The following is a 13,170-nucleotide window of genomic DNA, read 5'->3' on the forward strand; positions in this document are numbered from 1 at the left end:
CCGGGGTCTCCTCGCCGATCTCGCAAGCCTGCTTGCGAAAACGCTACCGCCCCGCAGCCGCGCTCAAGCCAGCGCGACGCCCCGGATCACGGCGTGGCGGCCCAGAACATCCGGCCGCGCGGCCCCAGAGGACCCAAGCCCCCGGCACGGTCAGGGAAGGCGCGGGCGCGAGGGTGATCCCGCGACGGACGGGATCACCCGGCGCAATGGCGGTCCTGCGCACGAGAGCGGGAAGAGGGCCCGGAAACCCTTCGGACCGGACCCGTCTCGTCGGCGGCGAGCGCGGAATTCCGTTGTCTACTGGGCTCCCGGACCCGCCCCGGGTCCAACCCCCCGCCCGGTTGGGGTGCCCCGACTCGACGGACCGACGGCCCTGCACCTGGCTGTGTGGACGAAGCCACGCTCCGTCACGGACGCAGGATCCGGCGATGTCAGAGACGGCCAACCGGCCAAGTCCCGTGCTGGACTGCGCAGCAAACTACCGACTCCACCTCAGATGTCAACCGTGTCCCGATCAGCAGAAACATCAAGTTTTCGCAGGTAGGACATGTTTGACCGGCCGCCGTAAAGCGGTTCAAAGCCCATTAGCCGGTGCGGACGAGCGGCTTGGCAAGTCCCGCAGCGCCTCCGACAGCGGTCGCTCGTGAACGACCCCGAGCCGCTGCGTGGCACGGGTGAGAGCAACATACAGGTCGCTCGGCCCCCGTGGCGACTGGGCGGCGATGAGGTCAGGTTCGGCCACGATCACCGAGTCGAACTCCAGCCCCTTCGCGTCGGTCACCCCCAGCACCGCCACCGGCGCGTCCAGCGCCTCCGCACCCCGCGTACGCCCCGCGCCGGGCGTCACCGCCACCGCCCCCGGCACCACCTCGGCCACGGCCGGCCCCAGCGCGGGCAGCAGCGCGTCCGGCACCACCACGGCGACCTTGCCGCCCTCCCCGACCTCGGCCTTGACCAGCTCGGGCAGCATCGACAGCGGCGCCGACCAGGGTTGCGCGCCGGCTTCGCGCACGGACGTGGGAGACTGCAGGGAGGGGTCGATGGTGGCCAGCACCCGGGCGGCCACCGCCATCAGCTCCACCGGCGTGCGGTAGTTGACGGTGAGCCGTTCCTGCCGCCACCGCCCGGCCACGTACGGGTCGAGCACCTCGGCCCACGAGCGCGCTCCGGCGGCCGAGCCGGTCTGCGCGATGTCCCCGACGATCGTCATGGAACGCGTCGGGCAGCGCCGCATCACGGCCCGCCACGCCATCGGCGACAACTCCTGCGCCTCGTCCACGATCACGTGCCCGTAGGCCCAGGTGCGGTCGGCCGCCGCGCGCTCGGCGGTGGTGAGGTAGGGGCCCTCGCCGCGCTGGCGTTCGGCCAGGCGCTCGGCCTCCATGACGTCGGACAGGCCCGTCAGCTCCAGTACCTCGCGGGCGTAGGCGAGCTCGGCCTCGCGCTCGCGCTCCTCGGCCTGCCTGGCCGCGGCCAGCTCCTCCTCGGCCTGCAGCGCGCTGGCCCGCAGCACCTGCTCGTCGATCTCGCCGAGCAGGTCGGCCGCCTCGTCGAGCAGCGGGACGTCCGACTCGGTCCACTCCCCGCCGTCCCGGCGCAGCAGCGCGCGCTCCTCGGGGGTGAACGAGGCGGCCGCGTAGCCGAGGCGCTCGGCGGAGCCGTACAGGCCGAGCAGCAGCCGCTGCGGCGTCAGGTACGGCCACAGCCGGTTGAGCGCGGCCTTGACCACCGGCTCGGTACGCAGCTCTTCCCGCAGGTCGGCCAGCTCCTCCTCGTCGATGAGCCCCTTGCCGATCTTGCGGGCCTGTTGCCTGGCCAGCGCGTTGAGCAGCGACCTGACGAACACGGCACGGGCCTGGTTGTGCGGGCGGCGTGAGCGGGTGGCCTTGTTCCTGGCCCCCTCCAGCATGGAGCGGTCGATGGTCAGCGTGATGCGGCCGATGGTGAGCTCGACCGGCTGACGCGGCACCCGCTGCCGGTCGCGTACCGCCTTGGCGATCACCTCGGCCATCCGCACGTCGCCCTTGAGCGCGGCCACCTCGGGGCGCTCCCTGGCGGTGGCGGTCAGGCCCGGGTAGAGCTCGCCGACGGTGGACAGCAGCACGTCGGTCTCGCCGAGCGAGGGCAGGACCTGCTCGATGTAGCGCAGGAAGGTCAGGTTGGGGCCGAGGATGAGCACGCCACGGCGTTCGAGGCGTTCGCGGTGGGTGTAGAGGAGGTAGGCGGCGCGGTGCAGGGCCACCACGGTCTTGCCGGTGCCGGGGCCGCCCTGGACGACCAGGACGCCGTTGAGGTCGCTGCGGATGACGCGGTCCTGCTCGGACTGGATCGTGGCGACGATGTCGCGCATGCGGCCGGTGCGCCGCTCGTCGAGCGCGGCCAGCAGCGCCGCCTCGCCGTTGAGCGTGGCGCGGTCGTCGTCGCTGAGGGAGTCCAGATCGAGCAGGTCGTCGTCGACGCCTGTCACGTCGCGGCCCTTGGTCTGCAGGTGGCGGCGCCTGGTCACGCCCATCGGCGCGGCCGCGGTGGCGCGGTAGAACGGCTGCGCCACCGGCGCGCGCCAGTCGATCAGCAGGCGCTGCTGGTCGTCGTCGGTGAGGCCGAGCTTGCCGATGTAGAGCCGGCCCTCGTCGACGTGGTCGAGCCGGCCGAACACCAGCCCGCGCTCGACCGCCCAGAGCCGCGCCAGCCTGGAGGCGTACATGTCGGCGAAGGTGTCGCGCTCCGACCGGTTCTGCATCGTGCCGACCGCGCCCGTCGCCAGCACCTCCTTGAGCTGCCGCTGGGTACGCTCGCGCAGCGTGTCGAGGCGGTCGTAGAGGCGGGTGACGTAGGTCTGCTCTCGGATGAGCTCGGTTTGACGCGTTGCCGCCTGACCATTAATGTGGTTAATGGGACACTCCGGGCCATTCTGCTTGTTGTTACGACAAACGACGACATTAGCATGCCTGTTGCGGCACTCTCCCGCCTTTCCCTCTTGATCTCCTTCGCGTTACCTCCTTTGTTTCACCTCTTGACCGCTCCGGGATTCGTCCCTACGTTGCGGGTTAGGAAAGTTTCCTAACTTTACCCCAGGGAGCAGCGCCCGTGAGCGGTCCGGTGCCGGGGACACCCAGTCTGCTACGCGCCATCAACGATCGCGCGGCCTTGCGGGCACTCCTCGAACGCGGGCCGCTGACCCGCCCCGAGCTGGGCACGCTCACCGGCCTGTCCAAACCGACGGCGTCCCAGCTCCTGGCCCGGCTGCGGGAGGCCGGTCTGGTGGTGCTGGACGGCGTCAGGGAGGGCCTGCCGGGCCGCACGGCGGAGGTCTACCGGATCAACCCGGCCGCCGCGTACGTGGGCGCGCTCGACGTCACCCCCGCCCGGATCGAGGCCAGGGTCGCCGACATCACCGGGACGGTCGTGGGCGAGCACACGCTGCCCACCGGGCGGCGGCCGGCCGGCGACCTGGTGGACCGGCTCGGCGCCGCCCTGCGGGGCGCCAACCCGCCGGGCAGGCTGCGCCGGGTCGTGATCGGCGTGCAGGCCGCGATCGACCCCACCACCGGCAGGCTCGGGTACGCCGCCGCCGAGGACGTGCCCGGCTGGCAGATCCCCGACCTGGTCCCCACGCTCAGCGCCGGGCTCGGCGTGCCGGTGGACGTGGAGAACGACGTCAACCTGGTCGCCCTGGCCGAGCAGGCGCACGGGGCGGCCCGGGACAGCCGGGACTTCGTGCTGCTCTGGGCCGACGAGGGCATCGGCTCGGCCATCGTGCTGGGCGGGCGCGTGCACCGGGGCGCCACGGGCGGCGCGGGCGAGGTGGGCTACATGCCGGCCCCCGGGGCGCCTACGGCCCGCGAGTCAGGCCGCTACGCCCGTCACGGCTTCCAGGCGCTCACCGGCGGCCCGGCCGTGCTCGACCTGCTGCGCTCGTACGGGGTGCGCGGCGCCGACGTCCGCGAGGCCGTCGCCAACGCCGTACGGGCGGCCGGCGGGCGGGGCAGGCAGGCCGAGGCGGCCGGGGCCGGGTTGAGGGAGGTCGCCGCCCGGCTGGCCGTGGGCCTGGCCGCGATCACCTCCGTCGTCGACCCCGCGCTGATCGTGCTGACCGGGGATGTGGTGCTGCCGGGCGGCGAGACCCTGCGTGAGCTGGTCGAGCAGGAGCTCTACGCGCTGACCATCCCCCGGCCCCTGGTGCGGCTGTCGAGCGTCGCGGGCAACCCCGTCCTGGCCGGCGCCCTCGACCTGGCCCTCGGGACCGTTCGCGACGAGGTCTTCAGCTCAACGGTTCGCTCCTGATCCAGGATGGGGCGATAACACCCTCCGAAATACCCCAATTAACACCGAAGGCGGAAATTCCAAGACATTTCCGGATATAAATGTGCCCGCTCCCGCAGCGCCTTCAGGAAAGCGAAGAACGACGCACGTCCCGGCGCCATCGGAGCGGCCGGGTGAGCGGCCACCGCCCGCCACGTATCGCCAGCCCCACCGCGACACCGGAAGCCGCCAGAGCGTAGGCCGGGGTGCCGAACGTGGTGAGGTAGGCCGCCGTGCCCGCCAGCGGCACGCCGAGCCACTCCCAGCGGCCGTCGAGGGCGACCAGGGCCACGACCAGCAGGGCGTACCAGGGATAGCCGGGGGTGAGCAGCAGGAACGCGGCGCCGGTGAGCGTCAGCGCGCCCTGCCACGGGCGGTCAGGATCGCCGCGCCGCAGGATGTGCAGCAGGAGGGCCGTGAGGATCACCACGGTGGCGGGCAGCGCCCACGTGTCGGGCAGGACCAGCCGCAGCAAGGCGTACCGGTCGCGGGCCCCGGCCTCCTCGTAGCCCTCCTCGGCCACGTAGCCGAACAGGTAGCCGAGCACGGAGGCGCGCGAGAGGAGCACGTAGGGCAGGTAGGCGGCGGCCACGACCAGCACGGCGGGCAGCAGCGTGCGCAGGGCGCGGCGGAACCCCCGCGCGCTCGACAGCGCCCCCGCCAGCGCGCCGGGCACCACCACGGCGGGCACCAGCTTGACCGCGACCGCCGCGCCGAGCAGCGCCCCCCGCCCGGCCGTCCCGCGGGCCACGCCGAGGGCGAGCACGACGGCGGCCACGGCGAGCATGTCCACGTGGGCGTTGTTGACCGCCTCCATGGGCACGGCCGGGCACCACCCCCAGCAGGCCGCCCACCGGGGGTCGCCCCGGCGGCGCAGGATCAGCAGCACGGCCGCCGCCAGCAGCGCGCCGGCGGCCTGCAGTGGCACGAGCCGCGCCCCGCCGGGTGAGAGCCGGTCCACGAGCAGGAAGTACGCCTCCGCCAGCGGCGGGTAGATCGTGTGCACGCTGGGCCGGTTGATCCTCGTGCACGCGCCGCCGCCGATCGGGTAGAAGTGCCCCTCCGCGCACCGGGGGAAGAGCCACGGGTCACGCAGGGAGGCGAGCGCCGGATCGGCCGGAGCGTGATCGTAGGGGGAGTTCCCGGCGGCCTGGACGCGGCCGTCCCACACGTACCGGTAGGGGTCGGTGCTGGTGACGGGCGGGCCGAGCAGGCCGGTCGCGATCACGGCCAGCCCGCCCACCAGGACCAGCCGGGCGGCCGCCTTCCCCGGCACTCCGCGCAGCGCCCACCCGGCGGCGCCGAACAGGACCCAGGCGGCCGCGTACCACCAGAACAGTCCCCGAGGGGGGCTGTGGAAGAGCACGGCGAGGACGGTCACCTGGGCGGCGACGAGCGCGGCGGCGCCGGTGGTGCGGGCGTTCATGGTGTGCAGCGTCGCACCGCCGCGCGTCCGCCGGGCGATCATCCGGCGTGGCGTCCGCGTTTCGTAAGGAACGCTGGAGCCGGCCCTGTCCGGGCTTGGGGTACGGCCCTCGCGGGCGCCGCGGGTCCCGGCCTAGGGCGCCTGGTCGCGGTCGGGTGCGAGGCGCGCGTCCGGCTCGGTGGGCTCGCCGGTCACCTCGGGGGCGCGGTGCTCGTAGGGGGTGCTCAGCACGACCGTGGTGCGGGTCGAGACGTTGGCCGAGGCGCGGATCTGCTGCAGCAGGTCCTCCAGCGCCACGGGTGAGGCCACGCGCACCTTGAGGATGTAGCTCTCGTCCCCCGCCACGCTGTGGCACGCCTCGATGGCGGTCAGGTGCGCCAGCCGCTCCGGCGCGTCGTCCGGCGCCGCCGGGTCGATCGGCTTGATCGACACGAACGCGGTCAGCGGCAGCCCCACCGCGTCATGGTCGATGATCGCGGCGTATCCGCGGACGACTCCGCGCTTTTCCAGGCGGCGTACGCGCTGGTGCACCGCTGAGACCGAGAGCCCGGTCTCCCTGGCGAGGTCGGTGAAGCTCATGCGGCCGTCGCGGGCCAGCAGCGTGACGATCCGGCGGTCGATCTCCTCCATCGGTCAAAGGTAGCCGTTGCCCGTCACGACATTGTCCCGACCGGGGTGGCGCCCCTGCGCATCGCGTGCTCGACCAGCGTGATGAGGACCTCCCTGCCGGAGTCGCGGCGGCGGGCGTCGCAGCGCACGATGGGGATGTCCGGCTCCAGCCCGATCGCCGAGCGCACCTCCCCCACGGTGAACGGCATGATGCCGTCGAAGCAGTTGAGCGCCACGATGAAGGGCTGCTCGCGCTTCTCGAAGTAGTCCACGGCCGGGAAGCAGTCCTCCAGGCGGCGGGTGTCGGCCAGCACCACCGCGCCGAGCGCGCCCAGGGCCAGTTCGTCCCACACGAACCAGAACCGCTCCTGGCCCGGGGTGCCGAACAGGTACAGCATGTAGTCGTTGCGGATCGTGATGCGGCCGAAGTCCATCGCCACGGTGGTGGTGAGCTTGCGCTCGACGCCGGACAGGTCGTCGACGTACGTGCCGACGTGGGTGAGCGCCTCTTCCGTACGCAGCGGCCGGGTCTCGGAGACGGCGCCCACCATGGTGGTCTTGCCCGCGCCGAATCCCCCGGCGATCAAGATCTTGATCGCGGTCGGCAGCCGCCAATGGTCAGAGCGACCGAATTCCATCCAGCACCGCCTGTACGTTCCCGCGCATGCCCAACCCCACCCCTGAGGTGCCGTGGTCAGTGGTATCTGTCAAGGCGCGTTGAGAAGGTTGATCCACATGCCTGGCATCGAGACACCCTAGCAACGCCACATTTTCCACTCAAGCCGCACGTTTTTACAAGAAACAAAATGTCACGGTTTGTAGCTCCAAGCCGCCTTATTCGCCGCACTTACGGCACGGGAGTCAAGTGGACTTGTCATGTAATCCGACAGGACCTTTAAGGCGACGGGTTGTAGGCCGAAATGCCGTTGTAACCGGCGTTGAAACCGATCTGTCTTCGCAGGTAGACGGCTATGCGGGGGCTGGGCTCCCGTACCGTCTCGATCAGGGCGGCCGCCTCGCGGGCCAGCTCGGCCATCGTCCCGGTCACCTCGGCGCGCGGCACGCCGAGCGCCAGCACGTTCAGGTCGCCCCAGCTCAGATCTCTGCGGTAGGAGGCGAGGTCGCCGAGCAGGTGCAGGTAACGCTGTACCTGCCTGCTGACGGCCCGCAGGTCCGCCAGGTGCGTCCTGGACCAGTCGTCGGCCGTGTAGATCCAGTGCGAGAGGTCCACGAAGCACGAGCCGCGGCTGTCGGCGTTGTCGAGATAGCGGGCCAGCGTCGGCACGGCGTTCGTGTCCCGCCACACCCAGGCCCTGGCCATGCCCGTCAGCGTGCTGGCGAGCTGGTCGCGCCAGAGCCCCCGCAGGTCGTCGAAGTCCTTGGCGGTGGCCAGCTCGTCGCGCAGGTCGGCCAGGAACCGGGTGACCGCCGAGCGGGGCACCGCGCCGGCGGCGACCGACAGGCACTCCCGGGTCAGGCGGCTGACCTGCTCGCGGGTGGTGGAGGTGTGGCCCACCAGCCGGTCCACGGCCAGGATCCACAGGGCGGTCCTGTTGAGCACCTTCAGGCGCTCGGCGGTGGCCCAGGGTGCGCTGAAGGCCGTGGTGAGGGTCAGGGAGTGGTAGAACTCGCCGTCGAAGGCCGCCTCGGGGAACAGCCCCTGGTACATCTGCGCGCAGCGACTTAGATCTCTGCGGCACTCGGCGGCCAGCGCGCATGTCCTGCCGAGCTCGAATGCGTCGTCCAGCTCGCCGTCCCGCATCCTAGGGCCGGTCCAGCGGCTCACGGATCATGGGCGACGACCCCCAATGCCTGGGATATACACCTGTTGGGGAATTGTTTCATGATCGTGCACTATCGATCAAGGTATCAGCACCGTGGCGCCCCGGGGAGAGCGACGCCGCCGTACAGGCCCAGCGGCTCATCGGCGCCGACGGGGCCGGCCGGGGTCGTGGTGACTAGGTGGGCCCGCCGGCGAGCTTGGCGGCCAGCGCCACCCGGGAGCCGATCCCGAGCTTGGTGTAGATCTTGCCGATGTGGTACTCGACGGTCTTGACACTGATGAGCAGCTCCCTGGCGATCTGCCGGTTGGTCAGGCCGCCGGCGACCAGCATGGCGGTGCTCAGCTCCTGAGGGGTGAGCCCGAGCCGTACCGTGGCCGGGGGTTCCAGCCCGCAGGCCTCCAGTTCCTGGGCGCTGCGGTCGACGAGCGGGCGCGCGCCCAGGCGTTCGAAGATGGCGCGGGCGGCGCCCAGCCGCTCGGCGGCGGCCCGGCGCCGGCCCGTGCGGCGCAGCAGCCTGCCGAGGTCCAGCAGCACGCGTGCCTCCTCCAGCGGGCACGCGCCGGACTCCACGAGCGTCAACGCGCGGGCGAAGCTCTCCTCGGCCTCACTTGGAACGTTCCTGGCCGCCAGCAGGAGACCGTGAAGCCGCAGGCGTTCGGCCCGGGCGCGCGGCCCCGCCCGGCGGGCGCCCCCGGCCCCGTTGACCCCTGCCCGGTCGACTCCAGCCCCATCCACCCCAGCCCCGTCGACCCCGGCGTTGGCGAAGCCGGCCCCGTCGAAGCCGGCCAGCGCGTGCCCGGCCTCGTCCAGCCGCCCGTCGGCGACCAGTGCCTCGATCCTGGCCGGTCGCGGGTCGGGCGCGAACACGTCATCGGCTTCCAGCGGCTCGTTGCCGGCGCCGAGCAGCGCCAGTGCCAGGGCGGCCTGGGTCTCGCCCAGCGGGTGGCGCAGGCGGCGGGCAGTGGTGCCGGCGGCGGTCGCGTGGGCGAGGGCCCGCTCGTGCTCGCCGAGCGCCGCCAGCGGCGCCACGCACACCACCTCCAGGCACGGCAGCAGCCAGCGCTGGCCGAGCGCGGCCGCCTCGGCGAGCGCCTCCTCGGCGCGGGCGGCGGCCTCGTTCCAGCGGGCGGCGCCGTGCTCGGCGACGGCGAGCAGCGCGGTGGCCAGCAGCCGGTGGTGCGGCAGCCCCGCCTTCGCGGCGGCGGCCACGGTCCTGCCGAGCACCGTGGCCGCCTCCTCGGCCGCGTCGCGTTCCAGGAGGGCGAGGGCCGCCGCGAGGCTGTCGGGCGGCGTGCCGGCGCTGGGTGCCCCTCCCAGCGCCAGCACGTCGTACGGCCTGGCGACCGGGCCCTGGATGGGCTGGTCGAGCGCCAGGCGGGCCCAGTTCACCGCCGCTTCCCTGTCCGCCGTGACCAGATGCAGCCACGCGAGCTGCTCGGCCACGTCGGCGGCGAATCCGGGTTCTCTGTGCCGCCACGCCTCGGCCAGCAGTTCGGACGCCTCGTCGAAGCGTCCGAGGGCCAGCGCGAGGCGTCCCAGCACGTACCGGCGTACCGGGCGCGGGTCGGCGTTGCGCACATCGGCGAGCTCCGCCGCCCGGATCACGTCGCCCCCGACGAGGACGTGTTCCAGAACGGACGTGCGCAGCTCGTCGCGGCGCACCGCCGACTCCGTGAGCCCGGCGGCAAGGTCCAGGTGGGCGGCGGACTCCTGCCACTGCCCGTGTTGCGCCGCCTTGGCGGCGAAGCTGGCCAGCTCCTCGGCCAGCCCCTCGTCGGGGCCGCCGGCGGCGGCCGCCCGGTGCCGCAGCGCCGCACCCGTGTCGGTCACGGCGCGGGCGGCGGCCAGGTGCAGGCGCGCCCTGGTGCCCGCGCCGAGCCCGTCGTAGGCGGCGGCCCTGGCCAGCGGCTCGGGGAAGTCGACCAGGCGGCCGGGCAGCTCGCGCAGCAGCCCGGCGGCCACGGCCGCCTCAAGGGCGTCCAGCGGCTCGCGGAGCCCGTCGGCGACGGCGGCGGCCAGGTGCAGCGGGCACGGCCCGCCCAGGACGGCGCAGGCCGCGACGAGCCGCCGGACGGCCGGGTCGCAGCCGTGCAGGCGCCGGGCGAAGGGCCGCAGGTACGTGTCCGGCGCGGGCAGCCGCACCCCTGGCTCGGCGAGGACCGCCGCGGGCACGCTCGCCAGGAGGGCACGGGCGTGCAGCGGGTTCCCCCCGGTGTGCTCCCGCAACCGCACGGCGACCTGCGGGGCAACCCTGGAGACCTGCGGGGCGAGCCCGGAAACCTGCGGGGCGAGCCCGGAAACCTGCCCGGGAGCGGGGTCGCGCACCCCGCAGGCCGGCTTGGCGTCCTCGGACTGCTGCGGCATCGCCTGCCCGGCGAGTTCGGCGAGGTCGCCGGCGCTCAGCCCGCCGAGCGTGACCCGCCGGGTGTCCGTGCCGGTGAGCAGCCGCCGCAGCCCCTCCGGCAGCCAGGGATCGGCCACGTCACGGCAGACGACCACCACGAGCACCCGCCAGGCCCGTACCCGCCGCAACATGTAGGAGAGGGCGCGCAGGGACGGCCGGTCCGCCCACTGCGCGTCGTCGACCACCACGGCCACCGGTCCCTCCGCCTGCAACCGGTCGACGACCTCGTAGAGCGCCTGCCCCGCCGCGCACGAATCCCGCCCCGCCAGGCCGATCCGCCGGGGTGTCCCCTCCCATCCGGCGGCCGCGTCCGCGAGCTGCCGTACGACGCCGAGCCTGAGCCGGCGCTCGCTCGCCTCCCCGCTGGCGGCCAGCACCCGCACACCCTCTTCGCCGAGCGTGCGGTGGACGAGCGTGGTCTTGCCGATCCCCTCCGGCCCCTCGACCACGACCGTCCGGGAGTCCCCTCCGACCGCCGCACGCAGCTGCGCACGTAAAAGGGTGAGTTCCGCGGTTCTGCCGACGAACATGCGCCCTCCCTTCGCGGCCCTCGTCTTCTCAGAGCGCCGGCGGCGGCGCCTGATACACGATCCCGTACAAGGGGTCAAATCGGCTCAGGGACTGAACGGATCCAGGCGCAACCAGGCGGCGGTGGCGTCGTCGTGCCGCTTCCCGCGCACGGGTCCCCGTGCCGCCTCCAGCTCCCGTACGGCCCCGAGGACGGCCGCCGGACCCGACGACTCCATGGCGGCCAGCAGGTCGCCCCAGCTCCACCCGTACCAGTCGACGAGCCGCGTGGCCCCGTCGGTGAACACCCCGACCCCCCGCAGGTCGTGGGCGGCCACGCTCCCGCACACCGCCTGGCGCGCCGCCTCCGGCAGCGCCCCCGCCACCCAGAACCCCCCGCGCGCGTTACGCAGGCGCCGCACCAGCTCCACCGAGTACGGCCGCCCGCCGGGCAACCGGTCCAGCCGCTCGTCGGAGACGACCTCGGCCCGCCCGTCGGCCCGGAGGAAGGCCACCGGCGAGTCCCCCAGCACGAGGTATTCCACCCGCCCGCGCGCCCCCCGCACCATCGCCACCGTCGAGGACGGCGAGTCCGGGTTGCGCAGGTCGCAGGTGCCGCGATGCGTGGCGCAGACCTCCTCGACGGCCTGTTCCAGCAGCCCGGCCAGCGACCCGTTGTGACCGGCGGCCAGCCCCGCCGCCAGCGCGCTCCCCAGCCGTCCCACCAGCCACGCGACGTCGTGCGCGCATCCGCTGTCGACCCCGGGCGCCGCCGTGGCGCCGTCGAGCACCACCGCCCAGGACGGCCCGGCGAGCACCAGGTCCTCGTTGGGCCGCTCGGACCCGGCCCGGCTGGAATGTGTGACCTCGGCGAACATGACAGCGACTGTGCCACACCGCCGATCCCCCGGCGGCAGGGGCCATGGCGGCTCAGCCGCGATGACCCCCGCTCACGATCCCGCGGGCTAGACGATCACCAGCTCGCGCGAGGTGTTGTTCAGCCGCTCGCCGCCGGTCTCGGTGCACACCAGGATGTCCTCGATCCGGGCCCCGTGCCGGCCCGGCAGGTAGATGCCCGGCTCGACCGAGAACGCGAACCCGGGCTCCATCGGCTCGCCGTTGCCGGACACGATGTACGGCTCCTCGTGCGTCTCCATCCCGATCCCGTGGCCGGTCCGGTGCACGAAGTAGTCGCCGTAGCCGGCCTCGGCGATCAGGTCGCGGGCCGCGGCGTCGATCGACTCGCACGACACGCCCGGCCGCACCGCCGCGCAGGCCGCGTCCTGGGCCTGCCGCAGCACCTCGTAGTACGCGGCGAACTCGGCGGACGGCTCGCCCACGCAGTAGGTGCGGGTGGAGTCGGAGCAGTAGCCGCTGGGGAAGGTGCCCCCGATGTCCACCACCACCGGGTCCCCGGCCTCGATCACCCGGTCGGACACGTCGTGGTGCGGGCTGGCGCCGCTCGGCCCGGAGGCGACGATCACGAAGTCGACGGTCTTGTGCCCGGCCGCCCTGATCGCCTCGGCCAGGTCGGCGGCCACCTCGCGCTCGGTGCGCCCGGCGCGCAGGAACTCCGGCACCCGCCGGTGCACGGAGTCGATCGCCTCCCCCGCCTCCCGCAGGGCCGCCACCTCGGCGGGCGACTTGCGCATCCGCAACTCCCGCAGCACGCTGCCGGCCAGCACCTGCTCGGCCCCGGGCAGCGCGGCGCGGAAGCGCAGCGACGCCATGGCCCACATCCGGTCGGCCAGGCCGACCTTGGCCGCCTTCCCGAGCCGGGCCGCCGCCATCGCGTACGGGTCGTCGGTCTCGTCCCAGGCCACGAACTCCAGCCCGAGCCGGGCGGCGGGCGAGGCCTGCGCGGAGGGCAACTCCAGGCGGGGCACCACCAGGTAGGCCTCGCCGGCGGCGGGCACCACGAGGCACGTCAGCCGCTCCGACGGCTTGGCCTCATAACCGCTCACATAGCGCAGGTCGGGCCCTGGGGTCAGCAGCAGGGCGTCGAGACCGGCCTTGGCGGCGGCTTCCTGAACGGCGGCGACACGGGACACGGGATACAGATCAGAGGACGTCACAGCCCATAATCTACTCGGAGCCCGCCTCCTAAAATCCGCGAAAAGCTCTCACAACGCAGCCAG

Annotated in this window: 9 protein-coding genes; 1 reads left to right on the top strand and 8 read right to left on the bottom strand. The window is 73.4% G+C overall.

The window, feature by feature from the left end:
* Positions 1–574 precede the first annotated feature (574 nt).
* On the bottom strand, positions 575–2,767 hold the full coding sequence (locus BLS95_RS13145; protein WP_090931224.1) for a HelD family protein: 2,193 nt from the start codon (positions 2,765–2,767) through the stop codon (positions 575–577).
* 320 nt (positions 2,768–3,087) lie between these two features.
* Here BLS95_RS13145 and BLS95_RS13150 point away from each other — a divergent pair, with 320 nt between their 5' ends.
* Positions 3,088–4,284 (top strand): ROK family transcriptional regulator, encoded by a 1,197-nt coding sequence (locus BLS95_RS13150; RefSeq protein ID WP_090931225.1) that lies wholly within the window; start codon positions 3,088–3,090, stop codon positions 4,282–4,284.
* A gap of 103 nt (positions 4,285–4,387) precedes the next feature.
* Here the strand turns inward: BLS95_RS13150 and BLS95_RS13155 are convergent, their stop codons facing one another.
* The 7 genes from BLS95_RS13155 to BLS95_RS13185 all read right to left on the bottom strand — a co-directional run bounded on the left by BLS95_RS13155 (position 4,388) and on the right by BLS95_RS13185 (position 13,107).
* Positions 4,388–5,728: a glycosyltransferase 87 family protein gene (locus BLS95_RS13155; protein WP_090931445.1), complete on the bottom strand. Its 1,341-nt coding sequence runs from the start codon at positions 5,726–5,728 to the stop codon at positions 4,388–4,390.
* A 132-nt stretch (positions 5,729–5,860) separates the two neighbouring features.
* Complete coding sequence (locus BLS95_RS13160) at positions 5,861–6,358, bottom strand: Lrp/AsnC family transcriptional regulator (protein ID WP_090931226.1); 498 nt, start codon at positions 6,356–6,358, stop codon at positions 5,861–5,863.
* A 23-nt stretch (positions 6,359–6,381) separates the two neighbouring features.
* A complete protein-coding gene (locus BLS95_RS13165; protein ID WP_090931227.1) occupies positions 6,382–6,975 on the bottom strand; it encodes a GTP-binding protein in 594 nt (197 codons plus the stop codon).
* Positions 6,976–7,232: 257 nt separating this feature from the next.
* Entirely contained in the window at positions 7,233–8,099 is an 867-nt protein-coding gene (locus BLS95_RS13170) for a terpene synthase family protein (RefSeq protein ID WP_090931228.1), read from the bottom strand.
* 196 nt (positions 8,100–8,295) lie between these two features.
* Positions 8,296–11,055 carry a helix-turn-helix transcriptional regulator gene (locus tag BLS95_RS13175; RefSeq protein ID WP_090931229.1) on the bottom strand — a complete coding sequence of 920 codons (2,760 nt, stop codon included), beginning with the start codon at positions 11,053–11,055 and terminating at the stop codon, positions 8,296–8,298.
* Between the two features lie 84 nt (positions 11,056–11,139).
* Complete coding sequence (locus BLS95_RS13180; RefSeq protein ID WP_090931230.1) at positions 11,140–11,910, bottom strand: protein phosphatase 2C domain-containing protein; 771 nt, start codon at positions 11,908–11,910, stop codon at positions 11,140–11,142.
* Between the two features lie 87 nt (positions 11,911–11,997).
* The gene (locus BLS95_RS13185) at positions 11,998–13,107 is read right to left on the bottom strand and encodes a M24 family metallopeptidase (RefSeq protein ID WP_245765021.1); all 1,110 of its coding nucleotides are present in this window, start codon (positions 13,105–13,107) and stop codon (positions 11,998–12,000) included.
* Positions 13,108–13,170: the final 63 nt, after the last annotated feature.

The sequence above is a fragment of the Nonomuraea jiangxiensis genome, from assembly GCF_900099965.1.
Taxonomy (GTDB): domain Bacteria; phylum Actinomycetota; class Actinomycetes; order Streptosporangiales; family Streptosporangiaceae; genus Nonomuraea; species Nonomuraea jiangxiensis.

Bases quoted from the DNA above. Each gene is read 5' to 3' on its own strand.
- BLS95_RS13180 (WP_090931230.1), bottom strand. From the start codon at position 11,910: ATGTTCGCCGAGGTCACACATTCCAGCCGGGCCGGGTCCGAGCGGCCC.
- BLS95_RS13155 (WP_090931445.1), bottom strand. From the start codon at position 5,728: ATGAACGCCCGCACCACCGGCGCCGCCGCGCTCGTCGCCGCCCAGGTG.
- BLS95_RS13175 (WP_090931229.1), bottom strand. From the start codon at position 11,055: ATGTTCGTCGGCAGAACCGCGGAACTCACCCTTTTACGTGCGCAGCTG.
- BLS95_RS13165 (WP_090931227.1), bottom strand. From the start codon at position 6,975: ATGGAATTCGGTCGCTCTGACCATTGGCGGCTGCCGACCGCGATCAAG.
- BLS95_RS13160 (WP_090931226.1), bottom strand. From the start codon at position 6,358: ATGGAGGAGATCGACCGCCGGATCGTCACGCTGCTGGCCCGCGACGGC.
- BLS95_RS13170 (WP_090931228.1), bottom strand. From the start codon at position 8,099: ATGCGGGACGGCGAGCTGGACGACGCATTCGAGCTCGGCAGGACATGC.